Source organism: Streptomyces sp. NPDC026246 (genome assembly GCF_055567995.1).
Map to the genome: position 1 here is coordinate 504,479 of NZ_JBVHPJ010000003.1, position 23,044 is coordinate 527,522.

The following is a 23,044-nucleotide window of genomic DNA, read 5'->3' on the forward strand; positions in this document are numbered from 1 at the left end:
GCACGATCGGACCCTGACACCGTCCGTCCGAGAAGACTCAAGTTCCATGCGACCGTGGGGGCCCGCGATGGTTATGTTCCTTTTCCTGGTCGTCGCGCTCGCCGTCGTGGTCGCCGCCGTGACCCTCGCCGTGGTGGGCGGCGGCGAGAACGGCCCGCTGCCGGAGGCGACCCCCGAGCGGCTGCGCGACCCGCTGCCCCCGGACCGCCCGGTCGAACGCGCCGACGTGGAGCGCCTGCGCTTCCCGCTGGCCGCCCGCGGCTACCGGATGGCCGACGTGGACGACGCCCTGAGCCGTCTGGGCGCGGAGCTGGCCGAGCGCGACGCCCGCATCGCGGATCTGGAGTCGGCCCTGGCGGGTGCCCGCTCGGCCGCGGCCCACGGCCCGGTGCACGGCACCGGCGGCCACCACGTCCCGCTGGACAAGCCCGCCCCCGGTCAGGAGGACCGCTCGTGAGCACGGGTGCCGCGCTCGCCGGCCCGGACGGCGCGCTGCGCTGCCCCTGGGCCCTGTCCGCCCCGGAGTACATCGCCTACCACGACGAGGAGTGGGGCCGCCCCGTCCACGGCGACGACGCGCTCTTCGAGCGGCTGTGCCTGGAGGCGTTCCAGTCCGGCCTGTCGTGGATCACGATCCTGCGCCGCCGTCCCGGCTTCCGCGCCGCCTTCGCCGGTTTCGAGATCGCCTCGGTGGCCGCCTTCACGGACGAGGACCGCGAGCGCCTGATGGCGGACGCCGGCATCATCCGCAACCGCGCGAAGATCGACGCGACGATGGCCAACGCCCGCGTCCTCGCCGAGTGGTCCCCCGGCGAGCTGGACGAGCTGATCTGGTCCCACGCCCCCGACCCGGCCGCCCGCCCCGCCCCCAGGGCCCTGTCCGACGTCCCGCCGGTCACCCCCGAGTCGACGGCCCTGTCCAAGGCGCTGAAGAAGCGGGGCCTGCGCTTCGTCGGCCCGACGACGGCGTACGCCCTGATGCAGGCGTGCGGCCTGGTGGACGATCACCTGGAGCTGTGCGTCGCCAGAAGCGCCCCGTAGGGGCGCGGGGACTGCGCGGCCAGCCCCACGCGCCCGCGGCCCTCGACGGCGCTACCGCCCCGGAATCACCGGCCCAGGTACTTCGGCTTCTCCTTGTCGACGAAGGCCTGGACGGCGATCGCGTGGTCCTCGGAGGAGCCCGCCCGGGTCTGCAGCTCGTCCTCCTTCTCCAGCGTCTCCTCCAGCGAGTGCGTCAGCCCGTAGGCCACCGACTCCTTCAGCGCCGCGTACGCCACCGTCGGCCCCTCGGCCAGCGCCCGCGCCACCTTCTCGGCCTCCGCGCGCAGCTCCCCGGCCGGCACCAGCCGGTTGACCACACCCAGTTCGTACGCCTCCTGCGCGCTGATGCTGCGCGGGAAGAGCAGCAGGTCGGCGGCGCGGCCGGGGCCGATCACCCGCGGCAGCGTCCAGGAGATGCCCGAGTCGGCCGTCAGCGCCACCCCCGCGAACGAGGTGTTGAACGAGGCCGTGTCCGCCACGATCCGGTAGTCCGCCGCGAGGGCGAAGCCGAAGCCCGCCCCGGCCGCCACCCCGTTCACCGCGGCGACGACCGGCTTCCTCGCCCCGGCCAGGGCCCGCACGATGGGGTTGTAGTGCTCCCGGACCGTGCTCATGGTCTGCCCCGACCCGCTCTCCCGGTCCTGGACCAGCAGACCGATGTGCTCCTTCAGGTCCTGGCCCACGCAGAACGCCCGGTCACCGGCGGCGGTCAGCAGCACCGCCCGCACGGAGGCGTCACCCGCCGCGGACTCGACCGCCTCCCGCAGGGCCACCTTGGCCGCCACGTTCAGCGCGTTCATCGCCTCCGGGCGGTTGAGCGTGATCGTCGCGAGCCCGTCGCTCACCTCGTAGAGCACGGCGTCGGCCATGGCGTATCCCCTCCGTGTCGCGGATCGGGGACGTACCGGCCGGTACGTCCCGGGTCTGCAGGACAGCATGACGGAGATCACCGGCGGAAGACCGGACCGGACGTGTGACCTGCGTCAAAGAATTCTCGTCCGGATCCGTTCGCCTGATGCGCGTGTGGTGGCGGAGTATCGCAGCCTCACCGCCGAATTGAGTGGTTTTGCTCGCGTGCGTTGCCCAAGCGATGCCTACCGATGTTGGTCATCGGGTCCTGGGATGCGGGATAATGGCTGGGAAGCAATGTGTTCGATGCCGGTGTCGCGTGTCCTGCCACAAGGGCCGCACGTGTGCCCTTCTCAGGGCGTCGGCTTTGACGATGAGCTGGGTTTCAGGAAGGGGAACGAGCATGGCGGCCATGAAGCCGCGGACGGGTGATGGCCCGCTCGAGGTGACCAAGGAGGGGCGGGGCATCGTCATGCGCGTTCCGCTCGAAGGCGGCGGTCGGCTCGTCGTCGAGCTGACCCCGGACGAGGCCGACGCGCTGGGCGACGCCCTCAAGAAGGTCGTCGGCTGACGCGCAAGCGACCATACCCTTTCAACCGCCCCGGCCTCACCTGAGGTGCCGGGGCGGTTGTCTTCCCGCTCCGGCGCCGCCCGTCAGGGCGGCCGCGGTGATCCGCTAGCGCTTCACCGCGCACAGCAGGCCGTCGCCCACCGGCAGCAGCGACGGCACCAGCTCCTGGCTCTCGCGCACCGCGCGCAGCAGCTCCCGCAGCCGCAGCACCTCGGTGGGCTGCGGGCCGGAGTCCACGGTCCGTCCGTTGGCGAACGCGCCTTCGAAGACGACCAGTCCGCCGGTGCGCAGGAGCCGCAACGATTCAGCGAGGTAGTCCATGACCTCGAGGCGGTCGCCGTCGCAGAAGACCAGGTCGTAGCCGGCGTCCGCGAGGCGCGGAAGCACGTCCAGGGCGCGGCCCGGGATGAAGCGCGCCCGGTTGCTGGCGAAGCCGCAGGCGCGGAACGCCTGGCGGGCGAACTGCTGGTGCTCCGGCTCCGGATCGACGGTCGTCAGCACGCCGTCCGGCCGCATACCGTGCAGGAGGTGGATCCCGGAGACCCCGCAGCCGGTCCCGATCTCCGCGACGGCCTTGGCGTCGACGGAGGCGGCCAGCAAGCGCAGCGCGGCGCCCGTGCCGGGCGTCACCGAGCGCAGCCCTGCCTCACGGGCCCGGTCCCGGGCCCACAGCAGCGCTTCGTCCTCGGCGACATAGGCGTCGGCGAACGCCCAGCTCGTCTGCCGGTTGCCGGTAATGACCCTCTCCTGTCCCCGTGAATGCCTGGGCGTGACTGTATCCGTTGGGTGCGGGAACCCGCAGATGGGACCGGTCGTTTAAGGGGATGAGCGACAGGCGTGGGCCGTGACGGGGGGCGGACGGTGGAACAGGACGGCGAGCAAGTCCCGACGCAGCAGTACGAGGCGTATCGACCCACATCAATTTCTCGTAAAACCGCTTATCCGGTCCTAACGGGCGAGGTGGCTATGGTAGGGGCTCCACTGGACACCACCAGAGCTGACAGGGGAGGTGCGGCTGCGTCTGTTGATCGCGCAGGGGTGCTCAGGCGCTTCCTCGGATCGGCGGGCAGGCCGACATCTGTGAACGACACCGTTGCTGACCAGAGCCACGCCGGCTTCACCCAGACCGCGACCTTCACCAGCGACGCGGACGGGCAGGCGTGGACTCCGCCCACCTGGGAGGAGATCGTCAGCACGCACAGCGGCCGGGTCTACCGGCTCGCCTACCGTCTGACCGGTAACCAGCACGACGCGGAGGACCTCACGCAGGAGGTCTTCGTCCGCGTCTTCCGCTCCCTGTCGACCTACACGCCCGGCACCTTCGAGGGCTGGCTGCACCGCATCACCACCAACCTGTTCCTGGACATGGTCCGTCGCAAGCAGCGCATCCGCTTCGACGCGCTCGGCGACGACGCGGCCGAGCGGCTGGCCAGCAAGGAGCCCACGCCCCAGCAGGTCTTCAACGACGCGCACTTCGACGCGGACGTCCAGCAGGCGCTCGACACCCTGGCCCCCGAGTTCCGCGCCGCGGTCGTCCTGTGCGACATCGAAGGGCTGTCGTACGAGGAGATCGCCGCGACCCTCGGGGTGAAGCTCGGCACCGTCCGTTCGCGCATCCACCGCGGCCGCTCCCAGCTGCGCAAGGCCCTCGCGCACCGCTCGCCGGAGGCGCGCGCCGAGCGCCGCTCCTTCGGGCCCCGTGTCCCCGCCCTGGGAGGAGGGGGCGCGAGCGCGTGAGCGGAACACGACCGGAGGCTTCCGAGGGACGCCTCGCAGAGCAGCACCTGGGAGACCGACTCTCCGCCCTGGTGGACGGTGAGCTCGGTCATGACGCGCGCGAGCGCGTACTGGCGCACGTGGCCACCTGCCCGAAGTGCAAGGCGGAGGTGGACGCCCAGCGCCGGCTGAAGAACGTCTTCGCGGAGGCGGCACCCCCGCCTCCCTCCGAGAGCTTCCTGGCCCGCCTGCAGGGACTACCCGCGGGTGGCGGCCCGGACGGTGAGACCACACCGCCGGGCGGGGGAGGGCTGCCCGATGTGTCCGGACGGTTCGCGTCGTCCGGTGTCTTCGGCATGAAGCGCGGCGGCTTCGACCTCGGCTACGCCCCGTCCCGGGAGCACGTGCCCGCCCTGCCGTCCGACCAGCGCGGCCTCCCCTCGGGAAGCCGGGGCTTCCGGATCCACGACGTGCACCGGCCCGACACGGACCGGTCCTCCTCGCGGCTGCGGTTCGCCTTCGTGGCGGCCGGCGCGGTGTCCCTGGCCGCGATCGCGCTCGGCGGTGTCAACGCGGGCACCCCGGTCGACAGCGAGGCCCGCGGCGGCTCCGGCACGGGGAGCAACGTGACGCCGATGCGCACGCAGGGCACGGGCGCCGCGACCGCCCCCGATGCCCAGCGGCGCCGCGCCGCCGTCCCGCTGCTCACGCAGAACGTGCTGGGTCACTCCCCGGTCGCCCCGACCGCGGTGGCCGCACCCCTGCTGCCCGGTGTGCCTTCGCCCTCCGCCCCCCACCAGGCCGTGCACGCGCTGGCCGCCCCGGTCATGGCCGGTGCCGCGGTCGTGTCGCCGCTGATACGCCCGCTGGAGGCGGCCACACCGGCCGCGCTGACCTCGTGGTCCGCGGTCCCCGAGATCACGGCGCCGCTGCTCGCGGTACCTCTGACCGGTCCCGGCGCCACCCCTTCCCCGGCGCCCTCGTCCCGCACGGCACGCTGACCGGTCCCTGCGCCGTGGGCGGGGACCTGATTGAATCCGGGGGGTGCCGCCCGCGGCCCAGACAGGGGCCGGGCGCCGATTCGACGAACTGCGGCCACCGGGACGGGCCGTGCCGCGGCTGTGGGGAGAGCATGGACGAGGGGAAGCCCACGAAGGCGAAGTGGTGGGGCAGGCCACGGGCGCAGGAACCCGCAGGTGAGCCGCAGGACGCAATCCCAGGGCAGGCGACGGACCAGAGCGGCACCGGCCGGCCACCGCAGCCGGCCCCGACGGACGCCGCCGACCGGACGCCCACCGACCCCGACGGGGACTTCGAACTCGCCCGGCCCGCGGCCCGGCCCGCCGGCGACGACGAGCACGGACCGAACAACGAGAACAACCCCCACGACCGGGGCGACCAGGGCGACCAGGGCGACGGCGACTACGAGCTGCGGAGCCCCGAGGCCCCCGTCGTGGCACCGCGTGCGTCGGCCGACGACAGGGCCGAGGAGCCGGACACGTCGGCCGCCGCCGACGAGGACGGCGACGCCCCGCACGGCGATCCCGGCCCAGCCGCGCCGACCGTACCCGCGCCCTCGGTCTCCGGGCCCGCTGTGAGCGGTTCTCAGCCCCTGCACGACCCCGACCCTTACAGCACCCCGCCCTACGGCCACCCGGGGCCCTGGGCGCCCGCCCCGCCCGTGCAGCACCCCACGGCGGCCCCGGCCACGGCGGCCCCGACGCACCCGGCCACGGCGGCCCCGGCGCACTCGGCTGCGGCGGCCCCGGCGCACTCGGCTGCGGCGGCCCCGGCGCACTCGGCTGCGGCGGCCCCGGCGCACTCGGCTGCGGCGGCCCCGGCGCACTCGGCCGCGGCGGCCCCGGCGCACCCGGCCGCGGCGGCCCACCCGGCCACGGCGGCCCCGGCGCACTCGGCCGCGGCGGCCCCGGCGCACCCGGCCGCCACGGCGGGCCCGGCGCACCCGGCCGCGGCGGCCCCGGCGCACCCGGCCGCGGCGGCCCCGGCGCACCCGGCCGCGGCGGCCCCGGCGCACCCGGCCCCGGCCGCCCCGGCCCACCCGGCCGCCCCGGCCCACCCGGCTGCGGCGGCCCCCGTGGCGGCGTCCCACGGTGTGCCAGCGGTGACGGCGCCCGGGTCCACGTCCCCGGCCGTCGACCCGCTGCCCGCGCAGGCCCCGCCCACCCCTACCCCGCCCGCCGTCGCGCCGGTGCCCGCCCAGGCGCCGCCTCCCGGCGGCCCCGCGCCCGCTGCGCCGCCGGCCTCGCCCGGCGCCCAGGGCCCGGCCGCGCCGACCGCTCCCGACCCCTGGGGGCGCTACGACCCCTGGGCGGCCCCCGGCGGCAGTCACGGCCCGCTCCAGCAGACCGGCGCCGCCGTGCCGAGCACGGGGCAGCGGCGCAGGAAAGGCCGGAGATCGCTGCTCGTCGCCGGTCTGGTGATCGCGCTGGTGTCCGGCGGCATCGGGGGCGCCGTGGGGACGTACCTGGAACGCAACGGCGGCGTCGGCGCCGTCGAGTTGCCGCAGGCCGGCAAGGAGCCCGCCGGGCGGGGCGCCGGCACGGTCGCCGGGATCGCCGGCCGGGCGCTGCCCAGCGTGGTCACCCTGCATGTGAGCGGCTCCGGCGAGCAGGGCACGGGCACCGGGTTCGTGCTCGACACCCGCGGCCACATCCTCACCAACAACCACGTCGTCCAGCCCGCCGGATCGGGCGGGGACATCACCGTCACCTTCGACGGCGGACAGACCGCCCGGGCCGAGGTGATCGGCCGGGACAGCGGCTACGACCTCGCCGTCGTGAAGGTGAAGGGCGTGCGCGGCCTCACCCCCCTGCCCCTCGGCAACTCGGACAACGTGCGGGTCGGCGACCCGGTCGTGGCCATCGGCGCGCCCTTCGACCTGGCCGGCACGGTCACCTCCGGCATCATCAGCGCCAAGCAGCGGCCCATCACCGCCGGCGGCGAGAAGGGCGACGGCAGCGACGTGTCGTACGTCGACGCGCTGCAGACCGACGCGCCCATCAACCCCGGCAACTCCGGCGGGCCCCTCCTCGACGCCAAGGCCCGGGTCATCGGCATCAACTCGGCCATCCGCTCGGCGGAGAGCGGCTCCGGCCCGGACAGCAGCGGGCAGGCCGGCTCGATAGGCCTGGGCTTCGCCATACCGATCAACCAGGGCAAGCGCGTCGCCGAGGAACTGATCAACACCGGCAAGGCGACCCACCCGGTCATCGGCATCACCCTCGACATGGACTACTCGGGCGACGGCGCCCGGGTCGCCACCGAGGGCGGCGAGGGCGGGCCGCCCGTCACCAGGGGCGGCCCCGGCGCCGAGGCCGGCATCAAGGCGGGGGACGTCATCACCGAGGTCGACGGCCTGCGGGTCCACTCCGGGGAGGAACTGATCGTGAAGACCCGGGCGCACCGCCCGGGCGACCGGCTGGAACTCACCGTGGAGCGGGGCGGCAAGGAGCGGACGGTCTCCCTGGTCCTCGGATCGTCCGGCGGCTGAGGGATGACGTGCCGGATGCGCGCAGCCGACCCGGCGGCCCCCGGGAGGGGCCGGTGAGGCGAACCATCGGGGAAGCGCTCCCACCGCGCACACCCGGAGATCCCGGGACGGTACCGGTCGGACGGGATGGGCGGGTACCGTGGATCCGGCCCGGACCACGGCAGGACCGCACCGACCACGAGGGCCGAGGACCGAGGACATCGCTAGGAGCTTCAGGTGTTCAATGACATAGGACCACTCGAGCTGGTGACGCTCATCGTCCTTGCCGTGCTCGTCTTCGGTCCGGACAAGCTCCCCAAGGTCATCCAGGACGTGACGCGCACGATCCGGAAGATCCGTGAGTTCTCGGAGAGCGCCAAGAACGACATCCGGGAGGAACTGGGCCCGGAGTTCAAGGACTTCGAGTTCGAGGACCTCAATCCCAAGACGTTCCTCCGCAAGCAGCTGGACAACGAGGACCTCGGGCTCAAGGAGATCCGCAACGGCTTCGACCTGAAGAAGGAGATGGCCGAGGTCACCGACGCCGTCCACAGCCGTGAGTCCGACGCGTCCTCGTCCGGCTCGTCCGGCGGCCGGATCGACATGACGAAGAAGCCCGAGACACCGGGCCGGGACGACCGTCCGCCCTTCGACGCGGACGCCACCTGAGCGAGTGACCGGCCGGGAGGCGCGCACCCGGCGCGAGTGACGCGTCTCATACTCCGGTCGGGGCGAGTACGGCCTGATCCGGGCGCCCGTGCGGCTCACGCGCCGGGCGCTTTCCCTGCTGCTCGCGGCGGTGTGGCTATGCTGCCCAGTTGACGGGTGGCCGCACACGGACCAGCGGCGCCACCCGAGGGGGGCGGGCCCACCGGCCCGACGAGAGCGAGGAGGCGTCCGGGCACATGGAGACGACGAGTCGGGCAGTCGCGCAGGCGCCGGCCGCGGAGGGCGGACAACAGGCCCCCTTCGCACGGCGCACGGTCGACGGCTACCTGCGTGCGCCCTTCCCGTGGTACGGCCTCGACGAGGCCTTCACGGGACCGCGCTGGCTGATGCAGGTCGGAACCACGGCCGACGGAGCCGTGGAGCACGGATCGATCGGACACGGTGACGAGCCCACGGTGCGCAACGAGCACGCCGCCGGGGGCGATCAGGAGTCCAAGGAGAAGTTCGCGGTCGTGGTGACCGTGGCGGCCAATCCCCAGCGTCGCACGGCCGACGGCACGGGCATGCTCGAGGCCACGTCGGTGTCGTCCGCGGCCTGGCTCGCGGGTGTGGGCCTGCTGTCCTTCACCTGGCCCGGGCAGATGGACCACGCCCTGCGGGACGACTGGCTTGAGCAGCAGACCGAGACGGCGTGGGTGCTGGCCGACGACCTCGACGGGTCCGACTGGTCGACGCTGTCGCTGCCCGTCGACGGGGTGCCGACGGCGTTCCACTACCGCGAGTCGGAGTTCGGCTGGGTACTCGCCGGGTCCACCGCGGCCGGGGTGCACGTCGGGGCGTACGGCAGGGGCATGAGCGCGTACGGGCTCGGCTTCGCCGTGGTGAAGGACATCGCCGCGTACGCGTGAGTTCGCGCACGAGCGAGCTGGGGGCGCCGGGTTTTCGGCGCCCCCTCGCCGTAGGACTGCTGTCAGCGGGCGACCGCGGGTGCCTCGTGGCTCGTCGCGCGGTTCCCCGCGCCCCCGAGGCGGTTCAGAACTTGTTCCGCGGAGTGATACCGAGCGACAGGCCCGACAGGCCTCGCTGGCGGCCGCCCAGCTTGCCCGCGATCGCGCGCAGGGCCGAGCCCGCCGGGGAGTCCGGGTCCGTCAGCACGACCGGCTTGCCCTCGTCGCCGCCCTCGCGCAGACGCACGTCGATCGGGATGCTGCCGAGGACCGGGACGGTCGCGCCGGTCGTACGCGTCAGGCCGTCGGCCACCATCTGGCCGCCGCCCGTGCCGAACACGTCGACCATCTCGTCGCAGTGCGGGCAGGGCAGCCCCGACATGTTCTCGACCACGCCGACGATCTTCTGGTGGGTCTGCACGGCGATGGAACCCGCGCGCTCGGCGACCTCGGCGGCGGCCTGCTGCGGGGTCGTCACGACGAGGATCTCGGCGTTCGGGACCAGCTGGGCCACGGAGATCGCGATGTCACCGGTGCCGGGCGGCAGGTCCAGCAGCAGGACGTCCAGGTCGCCCCAGTACACGTCCGCGAGGAACTGCTGGAGGGCGCGGTGCAGCATCGGGCCGCGCCAGACGACCGGGGCGTTGCCCGGGGTGAACATGCCGATGGAGATGACCTTCACGCCGTGCGCGGACGGCGGCATGATCATGTTCTCGACCTGGGTCGGACTGCCGTCCGCGCCCAGCATGCGCGGCACGGAGTGGCCGTAGATGTCGGCGTCCACGACACCGACCTTCAGGCCGTCGGCGGCCATCGCCGTCGCCAGGTTGACCGTCACCGAGGACTTGCCGACGCCGCCCTTGCCGGAGGCGACCGCGTAGACGCGGGTGAGGCTGCCCGGCTTGGCGAAGGGGACCTCGCGCTCGGTCTGGCCGCCGCGCAGGGCGGACGCCAGCTCCTTGCGCTGCTCGTCGCTCATCACGTCGAGCGTGACGTCGACGCGGGTGACGCCCTCGACCGCGGAGACCGCGTCGGTCACGCGCTGCGTGATCGTGTCCCGCATCGGGCAGCCCGAGACCGTGAGGTACACGGTGACCGCGACCGCCCCGTCCGCGCCGATCTCGACCGACTTGACCATCCCGAGCTCGGTGATGGGCTTGTGGATCTCGGGGTCGTTCACCGTCGCCAGTGCCTCGCGCACCGCGTCTTCCATAGCCATAGGGTCGATGGTACGGCGCTGTACCGGTGCGTAGGAAAGCGTCTCAGCGGTCGTCTGCGTCACGTCCCCGTGACCGTTCCGCCGGGAATACGACGGGGTCGCGACGGTGGCCGTTCTGCCGCTCCTCCAGCTCCTTGACCATGTCCTGCAGCTCGGAGCGGATCCAGTCGCGGGTGGCGACCTCGCCGAGGCCGATGCGCAGGGCGGCGATCTCCCGCGTCAGGTACTCGGTGTCGGCGATGGACCGCTCGTTCTGCTTGCGGTCCTGCTCCAGGTTGACCCGGTCGCGGTCGTCCTGCCGGTTCTGCGCGAGCAGGATCAGCGGGGCGGCGTAGGAGGCCTGGAGGGAGAGCATCAGCGTCAGGAAGATGAACGGGTACTCGTCGAAGCGCAGCTGACCCGGCGCGAAGACGTTCCACACCACCCACAGGATGATGACGACCGTCATCCAGACGATGAACCGCCCGGTGCCCAGGAAGCGCGCGATCCGCTCCGACAGCCGTCCGAAGGCCTCCGGGTCGTACTCGGGCAGGAAGCGGCGCCTGCGGGGCAGCGGCTGGTCCAGGCGGGTGCGCGGCCGGGAGGCGGCGGTGGCGCCCGCGGGGGTGCGGTCGCGTGCGGTGTCGCGCTCAGGAGCCATCGGTCGCCACCTCCTCGTCCAGGTGGAACTCCTGCTCCCGCCAGTCGTCCGGGAGCATGTGGTCGAGCACGTCGTCCACGGTCACCGCGCCCAGCAGCGACCCCGCCTCGTCCACGACGGGGGCGGCGACCATGTCGTACGTGGCGAAGAACCCGGCGATGGCGGGCAGGCCCGCCTGCGGGTCGAGCGGCTGCAGGTCGGTGTCCACGATGGAACTGACCAGGGACGGCGGTGGCTCGCGCAGCAGGCGCTGGAAGTGGACCGTGCCCAGGTACTTGCCGGTCGGGGTCTCGTCCGGCGGCCGGCACACGTAGATCTGGGCGGCCAGCGCGGGGGACAGGTCGGGGTTGCGGACGCGGGCGAGGGCGTCCGCGACGGTGGCGTCGGGGCGGAGCACGATCGGCTCGGTGGTCATCAGACCGCCCGCCGTCCGGTCCTCGTACGACATCAGCCGCCGCATGTCGGCCGCGTCGCCCGGCTGCATCAGACTCAGCAGCCGCTCCTGCTCGTCCGGCGGCAGCTCGCCCAGCAGGTCGGCCGCGTCGTCCGGGTCCATGGCCTCCAGGACGTCGGCGGCCCGCTCCTCCTTCAGCTTGCCGAGGATCTCGATCTGGTCGTCCTCCGGCAGCTCCTCCAGCACGTCGGCGAGCCGGTCGTCGTCGAGGGCGGCGGCCACCTCGGCGCGGCGCTTGGAGGAGAGGTGGTGCAGCACGTTGGCCAGGTCGGCGGGGCGCAGCTGCTCCAGCGTCGCCAGCAGGCTCTCCGCGCCCTGCCCCTGCTCCTCCAGCGAGAAGCCGGAGACGGCCGACCACTCCACGGTCAGCGCCTCGCCCTTGGCCCGCCGGAAGGCCCCGCCCGGCTTGCCCTTGCGGACGAAGACCCGGTCGATCTCCCAGTCCCGGCGGGCCGGCAGCTGGTGCACGGACAGGTCGAGGACGGTGACCTCCTCACCCGTCTCGGTCAGCGTCACGCGCCGGTCCAGCAGCTCGCCGAACACCAGCCGCTCGGTGGGCCGCTGCTCGAAGCGCCGGACGTTGAGCACACCGGTGGTGATCACCTGGCCGGACTGGATGGCGGTCACCCGGGTCATCGGCAGGAAGATGCGGCGGCGGGTGGCGAGTTCGACGACCAGGCCGAGCAGTCTCGGCGGCCGCTGGCCCACCCGCAGCATGACGACCAGATCGCGCACCCGTCCCACCTGGTCACCGGCGGGATCGAACACGGCGATGCCGGAGAGGTGCGATACGAAGATCCGGGGGGCGCCCGCTGCCATGGCCGCGGCTCCTTTTCGTGCGGGGTGGTTCGTGGTGCCTGTGTGTGGGGCTGTGCTGGTGCCTGTCTCTTCCGAATTGCCCGCTCGGGTGGGCTTCAGGCTAGCCCGTCCCGATCGGGGTTGCGTCGGCGGACGGTCCGGACGGACCGGCTCCGACCTGCCCGCACGTCCCCGGTACCCTGCGGTACGCCGTTCAGGTCTCCCGTCAGAGAGGCAGCCCCACCTGTGACTCCGATTCGCCACGGCCGCCACCGCAGTGCCGCACTCGCGAGCGCCACGTGCGCGCTGCTCGTGACGGGGACGGTGCTCACCGGCTGCGCGGAGGACCCCAACGAGGGCACCAACGGCGTGGGCCGGCTCCCGGCGGCGAAGATCCAGGCCAAGACCCGCGCGGCGGCCGAGTCCGCCGGGACGGTCCGGGTGCACGGCAACGTCGTCAGCGGCGGCCGGACGTACGTGCTCGACATGCGGCTGAAGGACGACGGCGGCACCGGGTCGGTGACCACCAAGGGGGCGACCTTCAAGCTGCTGCGCGTCGGCGAGCAGCTCTTCGTGATGGCGGACGCGGAGTTCTGGAGTCACGGCAGCGGCCAGGGCAAGGGGGGTACGTCGGACGCGGCGGCGGCCTCCAAGCTGGGCGGGAAGTTCGTGAAGGTGCCGCAGGGCGACCCTTCGTACAAGAAGTTCACGGGGTTCACGGACAAGGGGGGTCTCCTCGACGGTCTGCTGACCCTGCACGGCACGCTCGCCACGGACGGCCACGACGAGGAGTCGGGCGTGCGCACCATCCGGGTCACCGGCGACAAGGGCTCGGGCGGCACCCTGGAGGTCTCCCTGGAGGGCAGGCCCTACCCGCTGCGCCTGGAGCGGGCCGGCGGCGCGGGCACGCTGACGTTCTCCGCCTGGGGGCAGGACTTCGCGCTGGAGGAGCCGGACAAGAGCGAGACGGTGGACTACGGCAAGCAGCTGCCGGCCTCGTAGGCCGTCAGGCCCGTTTGCGCTTCTTCTTCAGCAGCAGACGGGGCAGGCCCGCCGGCACCGGGCGGCGCGTGGTGGCCGGGGAGGGCAGGGGCGGCTCGGACAGGGAGCCGTCGGGCAGCGGTTCCGTCGCGCCGGTCGGCTCCAGCCGCAGCACCCGGCACTCGCGGGCCCAGCGCCCGGTCATGGCCTCGCCGTCGGGCGCGTTCAGCCGCTTGCCCTTCAGCTCGGCGACGGCGGCCTCCCACGCCTCGGTGTCCGGCCGGAGCTGGACGATCCGGGCGGTCCAGGAGACCAGCCGGCCCCCCTTGTCCTTGCTGCGGACCGTCACCCGGGCCTCGGCCCCGTCGGCCAGTCCGGGCAGCGGCTGCTCGCCGGGGCCGTCGCCGACCAGGCAGGCGGCGCCCTCGTGCCACACGTGCCACAGGGCGCGCGCCGGGCCGTCCGGGCCCTGGACCCAGACGAGGCCGGACTTCTTGGTGGCCTCCTCGACGAGGGCCTGGCCGAGCAGCTCGCTTGTCATGGGCACCAGCCTATCCAGGCCGCTCACAGCCAGCCGTTGCGCTTCAGGGTGCGGTGGATGCCGAGGCAGACCACCACCGTGAAGCCCAGGATGACCGGGTAGCCGTAGCGCCAGTGCAGCTCCGGCATGTGGTCGAAGTTCATGCCGTACACCCCGCACACCATGGTCGGTACGGCGATGATCGCGGCCCAGGAGGTGATCTTGCGCATGTCCTCGTTCTGCGCGACGGACGCCTGCGCCAGGTTGGCCTGGAGGATGGAGTTGAGCAGCTCGTCGAAGCCGAGGACCTGCTCCTGGACGCGGGCCAGGTGGTCGGCGACGTCCCGGAAGTACTTCTGGATGTCCGGGTCGATCAGCCGCATCGGCCGCTCACTGAGCAGTTGCATGGGCCGCAGCAGCGGGGACACGGCCCGCTTGAACTCCAGCACCTCGCGCTTGAGTTGGTAGATCCGGCCGGCGTCCGACCCGCGCGGCGTGCCCTTGCGCCCGGGGGAGAACACGTCGGTCTCGACCTCGTCGATGTCGTCCTGCACGGCGTCGGCGACGGCGATGTATCCGTCGACGACGTGGTCGGCGATGGCGTGCAGCACGGCCGAGGGGCCCTTGGCCAGCAGTTCGGGGTCGTCCTGGAGGCGGTGGCGCAGCGCCCGCAGGGAGCCCTGGCCGCCGTGCCGGACGGTGATGAAGAAGTCCCGGCCGGTGAAGCACATGACCTCGCCGGACTCGACGACCTCGCTGTTGGCGTCGAGTTGGTCGTGCTCCACGTAGTGGATGGTCTTGAACACCGTGAACAGCGAGTCGTCGTAGCGCTCCAGCTTGGGCCGCTGGTGGGCCTGGACGGCGTCCTCCACGGCCAGCGGGTGCAGCCCGAACTCCCGGGCGATGCCGGAGAATTCGTCCTCCGTCGGCTCGTGCAGCCCGATCCACACGAAGCCCCCGTCGCGGCGCACCAGGCGCACCGCCTCGTGCGGGGTCAGCGGGGTCTCGGTCGCGATGCGGCGGCCGTCGCGGTAGACGGCGCAGTCGACGACGGCGCTGGCCGCGGCGGGGCTGCGGGTGCTGTCGTACGTCCCGCCGTCCTTGCGCAGCGACACGCGGGAGGGACGGACAACGGCGCGCAGGTCGCGGATCATCGACATGGCGGGCTCCTTCGCGGGAGGGCGACGAACGGCCCGGCGACGGCTGGAACCACCCGGAATGAAGACGTGAGGACTGCGGATGTTTGGCACGTCCACAAAGCGGGGAGCACCGCACCGTCGCGGTGGCGAGTTCGTCACTGATTCAGCTACTGAGGCAGATCAGGCAAAGCGAGACGAAGCGCTCTTCCGCGTGAGGCGAGTGCGAGAGGTGGCAGCCGGCCAGAAGACGGAGCAGCTACATCAGCGGCGGGAGAGCGTGGTGCTACTGCACGGTCGACTTCGATCCATTGCAGCCCCACCTCCTCCGGCCGGTCCCTCGTAAGGGAGTTCCTTCGGCGTCGGGGCTTGACCGCGAGTCCCGCAGTGCTTTAAGAGCCTGGGGGGACCCCCATCTGCGTGCTGCCCCGAACCACCGGGCAAGAGTAGCAGCCGACACACCTGTCAAGGCGCTGCTTTGCCCGCTACTGACGAGTTCTATGCTCGCCGCATGGCAGATGTTCTTCCTCTGGTCGAGGCCCGGTTGCGCACCGCGCTGGGCGAACCGGACGCGCGCGCGGCGGTCACCTTCCTCGGTACGGACCGCATCGAGGTGCTCCGCTTCCAGGAGGGTGACGTCGTCCGCTACGCCACGCTCGGCATGTCCGCGCACCCCATGACGGACCCCACGGCGGTCGTCGCCGATCCGGTGCGGGGCCCGCGGGCCGAGCTGGTCCTGTCGGTGCGCCCGGGGCGCGCCGACACCGGCAAGGTGCTGCGCCCGCTCGCCGTGCTGGCCGCCTCGCCGCAGGTGGAAGGGCTGGTGGTGGCTCCCGGCGCGTCCCTGGACGTCGGTGACCCGCTGTGGCCCGGGGCGCCCTTCACCTCGGTCCTGGTCGCCGAACCGGGCGGCCTGGTCGAGGATCTGGAGCTGGACGAGCCGCTGGACCCCGTCCGGTTCCTGCCGCTGCTGCCGATGACGCCGAACGAGGCCGCCTGGAAGCGGGTGCACGGGGCGCAGGCGCTGCAGGAGCGCTGGCTGAACCACGGCACGGACCTGCGGGACCCGTCCCGCACGTCCGTGCCGCTGGAGTGAGCAAGCTCACCAACCCCGACCCGGTGGGCCTCAGTTGGCGAAGACCGTGACCCCGTCCTCGGTGGCGTGCCGGGGCTGGAGCTCCTCGGCCTCATGCGTCAGCGCCTTGCGCCGTACGACCACCACGGCGGCGCCGAGGACCGCGGTGACGGCCGCCACCACGAACGGCATGTGCAGGTCGGTCCACTCCTCGATCTTCGGTGCGAAGTACGGCGCGGCGGCGGCGGCGAACCAGCGGACGAAGTTGTAGCCCGCACTCGCCACCGGCCGGGGCGCGTCCGAGACGCCGAGGGCCAGTTCGGTGTAGACGGTGTTGTTCACGCCGATGAAGGCACCGGACAGGACGGTGCAGACGACGGCGGTGGTGTGCGAGCCGTAGCCGAGCACGAGGACGTCGGCCGCGAGCAGCACCAGTGAGCCGCCCAGCACCTTCAGGGAGCCGAAGCGCTTCTGCAGCCGGGGCGCCACGATCACCGAGAACACGGCGAGCAGCACACCCCAGGCGAAGAACACCGCGCCCGACCGGTAGGGGCTCATGTTCAGCACGAACGGCGTGAAGGCCAGCACGGTGAAGAACGTGTAGTTGTAGAAGAACGCCGAGACCGCCGCCGAGGCCAGGCCACCGTGACCGAGGGCCTTGAGCGGGTCCAGCAGCGAGGTCTTGCGGGCCGGCTTGGGCTGCTCCTTCAGGAACACCGTGATGCACAGGAAACCGACGGCCATCAGGAACGCCGTGCCGAAGAACGGGTAGCGCCAGCTGGCGTCGCCGAGCAGGGCGCCCAGCAGCGGGCCGCAGGCCATGCCGAGGCCGAGGGCCGACTCGTACAACAGGATCGCGGCGGCGCTGCCGCCGGCCGCCGCGCCGACGATGACCGCGAGGGCCGTCGAGACGAACAGCGCGTTGCCGAGGCCCCAGCCCGCCCGGAAGCCGACCAGTTCGGCCACCGAGCCCGAGGTCCCGGCGAGTGCGGCGAACACGACCACGAGTGCCAGGCCGGCCAGCAAGGTCTTGCGCCCGCCGATCCGGCTGGAGACGAAGCCGGTCACCAGCATCGCGACGGCGGTGATCAGGAAGTACGAGGTGAAGAGCAGGGAGACCTGGCTGGCCGTGGCGTCCAGGCCCTGCGCGATGGACGGCAGGATCGGGTCGACGAGTCCGATGCCCATGAAGGCGACGACCGACGCCCCGGCGGTCGCCCACACGGACTTGGGCTGCTTGTGGAGTCCGCCCGCTCCGGCGTCGAAGGGGTCCATGCTTGCTCCCGTTCCCGAGACGAAGATAGTTGGTATATACACACACTAAGTTAGCCACGCTAACCAATGCAAGCTACATCTGGTTTCGGGGTGAAGCGTTCCGTCCGGTTGGGTGATCGTCCTTGACGCGGCGGGTCGGGGGTAGGACCGTGGGGCCCTATGAGGGGCGAACCCAGTTGCCCGAAGTGCGGTGGCCGGGTCAGGGCTCCCGGCCTCTTCTCCGAGTCGTGGCAGTGCGATGCGCACGGCACCGTCCATCCGGTGCAGCCCGTGATACCGCCGAGCGTGGACGCCCTCAACGTCGTGGTGCACCGCACGCAGGTACCGGTGTGGATGCCGTGGCCGCTGCCCGTGGGGTGGCTGTTCACCGGAGTGGCCTGCGCGGGCGACGACCGCACCGGCGGCCGGGCGACCGCGGTGGCGTGCACCGGACCCGGGCCCCTGGGCGGAATGGGCGAGCTGATCCTGGTCGCGGAGGAGCTCGGCGTCGGACTCGGCGCTCGGTATGCCGGCGTGGACGGCCCCGATCCCGGCCCGCTCATGGACGTCGGGAAGCCGGCGCAGGCGAAGGTGCTGGCCGCGGGACGGCCCACACCGCTGTGGCACGTGAGCGGGGCGCCCGGCGACCGGGCCGTGTTCGCCGGCGAGGCCCTCGGGCTGTGGCTGTGGGCCGTGGTGTGGCCGGAGCAGTCGGGCCTGCTCATGTACGACGAGCTGGTGCTGGCGGATCTGCGCGAGGCGGGCGCGGAGGTGGACCTGGTGCCGTGCGGCGCGCTGTCGCCGCGGCTGCTGGGGCCGTAGCGGCCCGGCGTCCGTGACGGGGCCGGCGTCCGCGTCGGGGCCGGTGGTCGTCACGCGGGCGCCGGGCGTGGAGGCGCGGTGCCGGTGGTCGGTGTGCGGGGCGGGCTACGTGTCCGCTCAGGGCACCTGTAGGGGGCGCATGCGCCGAGCGGGTGTGACAGGGCGGGCTGAAAAGACGGTTATCCTGAAGCGTCCGTGTCCGTCGTCCCGTGGGGAGTCAGCGTCGTGCGTATCGATCTGCACACCCACTCCACGGCCTCCGACGGTACGGACACGCCGGCCGAACTGGTCCGCAAGGCCGCCGTCGCCGGCCTGGACGTCGTCGCGCTCACGGACCACGACACCACCCGCGGCCACGCCGAGGCGGTCGCCGCCCTGCCGGAGGGGCTGACCCTGGTCACCGGGGCCGAGCTGTCCTGCCGGATCGACGGCATCAGCATGCATATGCTGGCCTACCTCTTCGACCCCGAGGAGCCCGCGCTGCTCGCCGAACGCGAGCTCGTGCGCGACGATCGGGTCCCGCGCGCCCAGGGCATGATCGCCAAGCTCCAGGACCTGGGCGTGCCCGTGACCTGGGAACAGGTGGCACGCATCGCCGCAGGCGGGTCGGTCGGACGGCCGCACGTGGCCAGCGCGCTCGTCGAGCTGGGTGTCGTGCCCACCGTCAACGACGCCTTCACCCCGGACTGGCTGGCCGACGGCGGCCGGGTCTTCGTGGAGAAGCACGAGACCGACCCCTTCGAGGCGATCCGGCTGGTCAAGGGCGCGGGAGGGGTCGCGGTCTTCGCCCACCCCGGTGCGAGCAAGCGCGGACGCACGGTGCCGGACGCCGCCATCGCGACGATGGCCGAAGCCGGACTGGACGGCATCGAGATCGACCACATGGACCACGACGCCGACACCCGGGCACGGCTGCGCGGCCTGGCCAAGGAGCTGGGGCTGCTCGTGACCGGGTCCTCGGACTACCACGGCAGCCGGAAGACCTGCGTGCTCGGCGAGTACACGACGGACCCCGAGGTCTACGGGGAGATCACCCGGCGGGCGTTCGGGGCGTTCCCGGTGCCCGGCGCCGGCGGAACCGTCTGAGGCGTTCCCCCCTTCCGTTCCCCCGACGGGCACACGGCGTGATCCGCCGCGGCCTCGTCACCTCCCCACCCGCGTCCGTGCGGGCCGGTGCCCTGCACCTCCGCGCCGGACGGACGCCTGCCCACGGCGGTGGCGCCGGCGGTCGCGTCGCTCGCGGCCCGCCGTCCCGCTCCGCCCTCCGCTCACTCGCAAGGCCATCACGCTCATGTTCGACCTCGCCGTCTTCGGCTCCCTCTTCCTCACCCTGTTCGTCATCATGGACCCGCCGGGCATCACCCCGATCTTCCTCGCGCTCACCGCGGGGCGGCCCGGGAAGGTGCAGAAGCGGATGGCCTTCCAGGCCGTCTGCGTCGCCGGCGGGGTGATCACGGTGTTCGGGCTGCTCGGGCACCAGATCCTGAACTACCTGCATGTCTCCGTGCCCGCCCTGATGATCGCGGGCGGTCTGCTGCTCCTGCTCATCGCGCTCGACCTGCTCACCGGCAAGACCGACGAGCCGCAGCAGACCAAGGACGTCAACGTGGCCCTGGTGCCGCTCGGCATGCCGCTGCTCGCCGGGCCGGGCGCGATCGTGTCGGTCATCCTGGCCGTGCAGAAGGCCGACAGCGTGGCCACCCAGGTGTCGGTGTGGTCGGCGATCCTGGCCATCCACGTCGTGCTCTGGCTGGTCATGCGCTACTCGCTGGTGATCATCCGGATCATCAAGGACGGCGGTGTGGTCCTGGTGACGCGGCTGGCGGGCATGATGCTCTCCGCGATCGCCGTGCAGCAGATCATCAACGGCGTCACGCAGGTGATCCAGGGCGCCTGAGGCGGCCCGGCGGAGGCGGGCACCCGGCTCGTGCCCGCCGTCACGGAACAGCGCAGCCCCCGCTCGGCCGGTGCCGGGCGGGGGCTGCGAAGCATGGAAGCGCTGCGCGCGTTATGAGGCCGTGGTCTCGGCCGGGCGTATCCACAGGCGCTGCCCGATGGCGGCGGCCTGCTGCACGATGTGGTTGACGGAGGCGGCGTCCACAACGGTCGAGTCGACAGGTGTGCCGTCGACGTCGTCGAGTCGCATGATTTCGAAGCGCAAGGGCTTCTCCCTTCGTCTGGTCATCCTCCTGAGGAGAACTACTTGAGTGGTGGCCCACCAGGCTGCGGTGCTCGGTGTTCCGTATGGGTCAACGGGGACGGGGCCCTGAAACATTCCCTACGCTAAGGAAAATTTTCGAACGTCTAATTACTGAGTCGTAAGAGTGTCGTTACGGGACCGACCGGGACCGGTTGTGTTCGCAGCGTGACCGCCCGGACAATGGAGGAGATGAACGACGACCTGGCGGCCCTCACCGCCCGCATCGACCGCACCAACGAGCTGTTGCAGCGCATGCTCGCCGAGGTGGCGAAGACGCCCTCCACGCACGCGATCTTCGTCGATGCCGGGTACCTCTACGCGGCCGCCGGCCGCCTGGTCTCCGGGACGGAGGACCGGCGCGCCTTCGACCTGGACGCCGAAGGGCTGATCGACGCGCTCATCGACAGGGCCCGTACGGTCTTCGCGGACAGCAGGCTGCTGCGGGTCTACTGGTACGACGGCGCCCGCCGCCGGATCCACACCGCCGAGCAGCAGACCATCGCCGAGCTGCCGGACGTCAAGGTGCGGCTGGGCAACCTGAACGCCAACAACCAGCAGAAGGGCGTCGACTCCCTGATCCGCACCGACCTGGAGTCCCTCGCCCGGCACCGCGCCATCAGCGACGCGGCCCTCCTCGGCGGCGACGAGGACCTGGTCTCCGCCGTCGAGGCCGCCCAGGGCTACGGCGCCCGGGTCCACCTGTGGGGCATCGAGGCGCCGGAGGGCCGCAACCAGGCGGAACCCCTGCTCTGGGAGGTCGACAGCCAGCGCACCCTCGACCTCGACTTCTTCAAGCCCTACGTCTCCCGTCGCACCGCCGCCGCCTACGAGCCGGCCGCGGGCCGGCCCACCCGGGACGACGTGCGGTTCGTGGGTGCGCAGATCGCGGCGAAGTGGCTGTCCGCCCGCGGCCGGGACGCGCTGGTGGAACTGCTGCCCGGCCACCCGTACCTGCCCGGCTCGGTGGACCAGGACCTGCTCGTGGAGGCGGAGGGCCTCCTCCAGTACTCCCTGCGGGGCCAGGCGGACCTGCGTCGCTCCCTGCGCGACGGCTTCTGGGACCACGTGCAGACGCTGTACTAGGCGCCTCCCGGCGGCGCAGGGTCCTCAACCGCGCCGCGTGCCGTCCCAGAAGTCGGCCAGGGCGTGTGCCGTCGGCAGGGGGCGGTCGGCGTTGGGGGAGTGCTCGGCACCCTCGACGACCGTGCGGTGCGCACCCAGGCGTACGGCCATGTCGTCCAGGACCGGCACGGGCCAGGTGTCGTCGTACGCGCCGGACAGGACGTGCATCGGCAGCGGCACGGCGGCGAGTTCGGCCACGCGGTCCGGTTCGCTGCACAACTGCCGTCCGGTCGCGAGCAGTTGCGCTGGCTTGTTGCCCAGCCAGCGCCGGCGCATCTGCTCCTCGTCGCCGAACCCGCGGGCCGGACCGCCGACATCCTCCGGCGGGCCCATCGCCCGGATGGCCTCCCACACCTCCTCCATCGACATCACGGCCAGCGCGTCGCGCAGCAGCTTCACGCGTTGCTGCTGGGAGACGGAGATCTCCGCCGGGCCGGACGACATCAAGGTGAAGGACAGGAAGGGGGAGTGGTCGAGCAGGACGGCGGCCCGGGCGATCTGCCCGCCCAGCGAGTGCCCGACGAGGTGCACCGGCACGCCCAGCGCCGCAGCCTGGGCATGCACGTCCCGGGCCAGTTCCCGCTGGCCGTAGGCCGATTCGTCGCTCTCGGGCCCGTCCGACTCGTGCTGGCCGCGCCCGTCCACGGCGACGAGCCGGTACCCGCGCTCCGCGAGCGGCTCGTGCAGCAACCGGAAGTCCTCCTTGCTGCCGGTGAACCCGGGCAGCATCAGCACGACCCCGGCGAGATCCCTGCCCTCCTCCGGCGACGAGTCGACGACGGCGAACTCCCCGCGGTCCGTGTGCAGACGGTAGGCACGGGCGCCCGGGGGAGGGGGGAAGGCGGGGTGGCTGGTCACGGGCTGAGGGTAACGGGTGGCGCCGCCCTGGTGATCGCGCGGCGTCCGTGACCTCGGGCGCCCCGGAGCGGCGCGGGAACGCCGACGGCCCGGCCCCCGGGTGCGGGGGCCGGGCCGTCGGGCGGGAGGTCAGCCCTCCGTGGGCTCCGCGGTGGCCGTGGCCTTGCGGGTACGGCGTGCCTTCGGCTTCGCCTCGGCCGTCTCCTCCGCCGCGGCGGCCTTGGCGGCCGTCGCCTTGCGGGTCCGGCGCGGCTTGGCCTCGGTGGCGTCGGGCTCGGGTTCCTGGACCGTCTGGGCCGGGATGTCGGCGGTGGCGGTCTCGGTGGCCTTGCGGGTGCGGCGGCGCGGCTTGGCCTCGGTGGCCTCGGCCGTGTCGACAGCGTCCTGCAAGGCGGTGGCCGCCTTGCGGGTGCGGCGGGGCTTGGTCTCGGTGACCGTGTCCGCGCCCTCGACGGTCGCAGCCGTCTTCCGCGTCCGGCGCGGCTTGGCCTCGACGGCTTCGGCCGTGTCGACCGCTGCCTCGGCCTTGGCGGCCGTCGCCTTGCGGGTGCGCCGCGGCTTGGCCTCGGCGGCGTCGGGCTCGGGCTCCTGGACCGTCTGGGCCGGGATGTCGGCGGTGGCGGTCTCGGTGGCCTTGCGGGTGCGGCGGCGCGGCTTGGCCTCGGTGGCCTCGGCCGTGTCG

Annotated in this window: 24 protein-coding genes and 1 pseudogene; 14 read left to right on the forward strand and 11 right to left on the reverse strand. The window is 72.7% G+C overall.

Translation table 11 applies throughout. From position 1 onward, the window contains the following. Nucleotides 1-67 precede the first annotated feature (67 nt). Nucleotides 68-457, forward strand: coding sequence for a DivIVA domain-containing protein (locus ACZ4M5_RS10475; RefSeq protein ID WP_467735071.1), 390 nt, complete (start codon nucleotides 68-70; stop codon nucleotides 455-457). Further along, nucleotides 454-1,041 (forward strand): DNA-3-methyladenine glycosylase I, encoded by a 588-nt coding sequence (locus ACZ4M5_RS10480; protein ID WP_467735073.1) that lies wholly within the window; start codon nucleotides 454-456, stop codon nucleotides 1,039-1,041. The genes ACZ4M5_RS10475 and ACZ4M5_RS10480 overlap by 4 nt, the downstream gene beginning before the upstream one ends. Nucleotides 1,042-1,106: 65 nt before the next feature. Here the strand turns inward: ACZ4M5_RS10480 and chcB are convergent, their stop codons facing one another. Then, the gene (gene chcB, locus ACZ4M5_RS10485) at nucleotides 1,107-1,910 is read right to left on the reverse strand and encodes a 2-cyclohexenylcarbonyl CoA isomerase (RefSeq protein WP_467735075.1); all 804 of its coding nucleotides are present in this window, start codon (nucleotides 1,908-1,910) and stop codon (nucleotides 1,107-1,109) included. Between the two features lie 383 nt (nucleotides 1,911-2,293). On the opposite strand from chcB, the gene ACZ4M5_RS10490 reads away from it, so the two are divergent. Then, nucleotides 2,294-2,461 carry a DUF3117 domain-containing protein gene (locus tag ACZ4M5_RS10490; protein ID WP_003966491.1) on the forward strand — a complete coding sequence of 56 codons (168 nt, stop codon included), beginning with the start codon at nucleotides 2,294-2,296 and terminating at the stop codon, nucleotides 2,459-2,461. A gap of 105 nt (nucleotides 2,462-2,566) precedes the next feature. Here ACZ4M5_RS10490 and ACZ4M5_RS10495 read toward each other — a convergent pair whose 3' ends face one another. Beyond that, nucleotides 2,567-3,265, reverse strand: a complete 699-nt coding sequence (locus ACZ4M5_RS10495; RefSeq protein WP_467735561.1) for an O-methyltransferase — start codon at nucleotides 3,263-3,265, stop codon at nucleotides 2,567-2,569. Between the two features lie 234 nt (nucleotides 3,266-3,499). Here ACZ4M5_RS10495 and sigE point away from each other — a divergent pair, with 234 nt between their 5' ends. The 5 genes from sigE (at nucleotide 3,500) to ACZ4M5_RS10520 (ending at nucleotide 9,244) form a co-directional block, all read left to right on the forward strand. Continuing rightward, the gene (gene sigE / locus ACZ4M5_RS10500; RefSeq protein ID WP_467735077.1) at nucleotides 3,500-4,198 is read left to right on the forward strand and encodes an RNA polymerase sigma factor SigE; all 699 of its coding nucleotides are present in this window, start codon (nucleotides 3,500-3,502) and stop codon (nucleotides 4,196-4,198) included. Further along, on the forward strand, nucleotides 4,195-5,178 hold the full coding sequence (locus tag ACZ4M5_RS10505) for an anti-sigma factor family protein (protein ID WP_467735079.1): 984 nt from the start codon (nucleotides 4,195-4,197) through the stop codon (nucleotides 5,176-5,178). Before sigE ends, ACZ4M5_RS10505 begins: the two co-directional genes overlap by 4 nt. Nucleotides 5,179-5,858: 680 nt before the next feature. Then, a complete protein-coding gene (locus ACZ4M5_RS10510) occupies nucleotides 5,859-7,688 on the forward strand; it encodes a S1C family serine protease (RefSeq protein WP_467735563.1) in 1,830 nt (609 codons plus the stop codon). A 216-nt stretch (nucleotides 7,689-7,904) separates the two neighbouring features. Further along, complete coding sequence (locus ACZ4M5_RS10515; protein WP_467735081.1) at nucleotides 7,905-8,336, forward strand: sec-independent translocase; 432 nt, start codon at nucleotides 7,905-7,907, stop codon at nucleotides 8,334-8,336. Between the two features lie 236 nt (nucleotides 8,337-8,572). Beyond that, nucleotides 8,573-9,244, forward strand: a complete 672-nt coding sequence (locus ACZ4M5_RS10520) for a hypothetical protein (protein WP_467735083.1) — start codon at nucleotides 8,573-8,575, stop codon at nucleotides 9,242-9,244. A gap of 124 nt (nucleotides 9,245-9,368) precedes the next feature. On the opposite strand, the gene ACZ4M5_RS10525 is transcribed toward ACZ4M5_RS10520, so the two are convergent. The 3 genes from ACZ4M5_RS10525 to ACZ4M5_RS10535 are packed head-to-tail and all read right to left on the reverse strand — an operon-like array spanning nucleotide 9,369 to nucleotide 12,415. Continuing rightward, complete coding sequence (locus tag ACZ4M5_RS10525) at nucleotides 9,369-10,502, reverse strand: Mrp/NBP35 family ATP-binding protein (protein WP_467735085.1); 1,134 nt, start codon at nucleotides 10,500-10,502, stop codon at nucleotides 9,369-9,371. Nucleotides 10,503-10,545: 43 nt separating this feature from the next. After that, complete coding sequence (locus ACZ4M5_RS10530) at nucleotides 10,546-11,142, reverse strand: DUF1003 domain-containing protein (protein WP_467735087.1); 597 nt, start codon at nucleotides 11,140-11,142, stop codon at nucleotides 10,546-10,548. Continuing rightward, nucleotides 11,132-12,415 carry a magnesium transporter MgtE N-terminal domain-containing protein gene (locus ACZ4M5_RS10535; RefSeq protein ID WP_467735089.1) on the reverse strand — a complete coding sequence of 428 codons (1,284 nt, stop codon included), beginning with the start codon at nucleotides 12,413-12,415 and terminating at the stop codon, nucleotides 11,132-11,134. The genes ACZ4M5_RS10530 and ACZ4M5_RS10535 overlap by 11 nt, the downstream gene beginning before the upstream one ends. Nucleotides 12,416-12,640: 225 nt before the next feature. Between ACZ4M5_RS10535 and ACZ4M5_RS10540 the strand changes: the two genes are divergently transcribed. Continuing rightward, nucleotides 12,641-13,396, forward strand: coding sequence for a hypothetical protein (locus ACZ4M5_RS10540; RefSeq protein ID WP_467735091.1), 756 nt, complete (start codon nucleotides 12,641-12,643; stop codon nucleotides 13,394-13,396). 4 nt (nucleotides 13,397-13,400) lie between these two features. Here the strand turns inward: ACZ4M5_RS10540 and ACZ4M5_RS10545 are convergent, their stop codons facing one another. Together ACZ4M5_RS10545 and ACZ4M5_RS10550 are read right to left on the reverse strand one after the other, a co-directional pair. Beyond that, nucleotides 13,401-13,916 carry a hypothetical protein gene (locus ACZ4M5_RS10545; RefSeq protein WP_467735093.1) on the reverse strand — a complete coding sequence of 172 codons (516 nt, stop codon included), beginning with the start codon at nucleotides 13,914-13,916 and terminating at the stop codon, nucleotides 13,401-13,403. Between the two features lie 23 nt (nucleotides 13,917-13,939). Beyond that, nucleotides 13,940-15,055 carry a magnesium and cobalt transport protein CorA gene (locus ACZ4M5_RS10550; protein ID WP_467735095.1) on the reverse strand — a complete coding sequence of 372 codons (1,116 nt, stop codon included), beginning with the start codon at nucleotides 15,053-15,055 and terminating at the stop codon, nucleotides 13,940-13,942. A 487-nt stretch (nucleotides 15,056-15,542) separates the two neighbouring features. On the opposite strand from ACZ4M5_RS10550, the gene ACZ4M5_RS10555 reads away from it, so the two are divergent. Beyond that, nucleotides 15,543-16,127 carry a suppressor of fused domain protein gene (locus ACZ4M5_RS10555; RefSeq protein ID WP_467735097.1) on the forward strand — a complete coding sequence of 195 codons (585 nt, stop codon included), beginning with the start codon at nucleotides 15,543-15,545 and terminating at the stop codon, nucleotides 16,125-16,127. A gap of 30 nt (nucleotides 16,128-16,157) precedes the next feature. On the opposite strand, the gene ACZ4M5_RS10560 is transcribed toward ACZ4M5_RS10555, so the two are convergent. Next, the gene (locus ACZ4M5_RS10560; RefSeq protein WP_467735099.1) at nucleotides 16,158-17,381 is read right to left on the reverse strand and encodes an MFS transporter; all 1,224 of its coding nucleotides are present in this window, start codon (nucleotides 17,379-17,381) and stop codon (nucleotides 16,158-16,160) included. Nucleotides 17,382-17,540: 159 nt separating this feature from the next. On the opposite strand from ACZ4M5_RS10560, the gene ACZ4M5_RS10565 reads away from it, so the two are divergent. The 3 genes from ACZ4M5_RS10565 (at nucleotide 17,541) to ACZ4M5_RS10575 (ending at nucleotide 20,079) form a co-directional block, all read left to right on the forward strand. After that, nucleotides 17,541-18,182 (forward strand): DUF6758 family protein, encoded by a 642-nt coding sequence (locus tag ACZ4M5_RS10565; protein WP_467735101.1) that lies wholly within the window; start codon nucleotides 17,541-17,543, stop codon nucleotides 18,180-18,182. Nucleotides 18,183-18,407: 225 nt separating this feature from the next. Then, on the forward strand, nucleotides 18,408-19,268 hold the full coding sequence (locus ACZ4M5_RS10570) for a PHP domain-containing protein (RefSeq protein WP_467735103.1): 861 nt from the start codon (nucleotides 18,408-18,410) through the stop codon (nucleotides 19,266-19,268). Between the two features lie 205 nt (nucleotides 19,269-19,473). Beyond that, complete coding sequence (locus ACZ4M5_RS10575) at nucleotides 19,474-20,079, forward strand: MarC family protein (protein ID WP_398106680.1); 606 nt, start codon at nucleotides 19,474-19,476, stop codon at nucleotides 20,077-20,079. Nucleotides 20,080-20,190: 111 nt separating this feature from the next. On the opposite strand, the gene ACZ4M5_RS10580 is transcribed toward ACZ4M5_RS10575, so the two are convergent. After that, nucleotides 20,191-20,367, reverse strand: a complete 177-nt coding sequence (locus tag ACZ4M5_RS10580) for a hypothetical protein (RefSeq protein ID WP_451107025.1) — start codon at nucleotides 20,365-20,367, stop codon at nucleotides 20,191-20,193. Between the two features lie 204 nt (nucleotides 20,368-20,571). On the opposite strand from ACZ4M5_RS10580, the gene ACZ4M5_RS10585 reads away from it, so the two are divergent. Next, nucleotides 20,572-21,465 (forward strand): NYN domain-containing protein, encoded by an 894-nt coding sequence (locus ACZ4M5_RS10585; RefSeq protein WP_467735106.1) that lies wholly within the window; start codon nucleotides 20,572-20,574, stop codon nucleotides 21,463-21,465. A gap of 24 nt (nucleotides 21,466-21,489) precedes the next feature. Here the strand turns inward: ACZ4M5_RS10585 and ACZ4M5_RS10590 are convergent, their stop codons facing one another. After that, nucleotides 21,490-22,362: an alpha/beta fold hydrolase gene (locus tag ACZ4M5_RS10590; RefSeq protein ID WP_467735108.1), complete on the reverse strand. Its 873-nt coding sequence runs from the start codon at nucleotides 22,360-22,362 to the stop codon at nucleotides 21,490-21,492. A 129-nt stretch (nucleotides 22,363-22,491) separates the two neighbouring features. Beyond that, nucleotides 22,492-23,044: pseudogene (locus ACZ4M5_RS10595) on the reverse strand (DEAD/DEAH box helicase); the annotation flags it as partial.

Bases quoted from the DNA above. Each gene is read 5' to 3' on its own strand.
- ACZ4M5_RS10555 (WP_467735097.1), top strand. From the start codon at position 15,543: ATGGCAGATGTTCTTCCTCTGGTCGAGGCCCGGTTGCGCACCGCGCTG.
- ACZ4M5_RS10535 (WP_467735089.1), bottom strand. From the start codon at position 12,415: ATGGCAGCGGGCGCCCCCCGGATCTTCGTATCGCACCTCTCCGGCATC.
- ACZ4M5_RS10580 (WP_451107025.1), bottom strand. From the start codon at position 20,367: ATGACCAGACGAAGGGAGAAGCCCTTGCGCTTCGAAATCATGCGACTC.
- ACZ4M5_RS10545 (WP_467735093.1), bottom strand. From the start codon at position 13,916: ATGACAAGCGAGCTGCTCGGCCAGGCCCTCGTCGAGGAGGCCACCAAG.
- ACZ4M5_RS10490 (WP_003966491.1), top strand. From the start codon at position 2,294: ATGGCGGCCATGAAGCCGCGGACGGGTGATGGCCCGCTCGAGGTGACC.
- ACZ4M5_RS10575 (WP_398106680.1), top strand. From the start codon at position 19,474: ATGTTCGACCTCGCCGTCTTCGGCTCCCTCTTCCTCACCCTGTTCGTC.
- ACZ4M5_RS10520 (WP_467735083.1), top strand. From the start codon at position 8,573: ATGGAGACGACGAGTCGGGCAGTCGCGCAGGCGCCGGCCGCGGAGGGC.
- ACZ4M5_RS10550 (WP_467735095.1), bottom strand. From the start codon at position 15,055: ATGTCGATGATCCGCGACCTGCGCGCCGTTGTCCGTCCCTCCCGCGTG.
- ACZ4M5_RS10530 (WP_467735087.1), bottom strand. From the start codon at position 11,142: ATGGCTCCTGAGCGCGACACCGCACGCGACCGCACCCCCGCGGGCGCC.
- chcB (WP_467735075.1), bottom strand. From the start codon at position 1,910: ATGGCCGACGCCGTGCTCTACGAGGTGAGCGACGGGCTCGCGACGATC.
- ACZ4M5_RS10475 (WP_467735071.1), top strand. From the start codon at position 68: ATGGTTATGTTCCTTTTCCTGGTCGTCGCGCTCGCCGTCGTGGTCGCC.
- ACZ4M5_RS10560 (WP_467735099.1), bottom strand. From the start codon at position 17,381: ATGGACCCCTTCGACGCCGGAGCGGGCGGACTCCACAAGCAGCCCAAG.
- ACZ4M5_RS10565 (WP_467735101.1), top strand. From the start codon at position 17,541: ATGAGGGGCGAACCCAGTTGCCCGAAGTGCGGTGGCCGGGTCAGGGCT.
- ACZ4M5_RS10525 (WP_467735085.1), bottom strand. From the start codon at position 10,502: ATGGCTATGGAAGACGCGGTGCGCGAGGCACTGGCGACGGTGAACGAC.
- ACZ4M5_RS10585 (WP_467735106.1), top strand. From the start codon at position 20,572: ATGAACGACGACCTGGCGGCCCTCACCGCCCGCATCGACCGCACCAAC.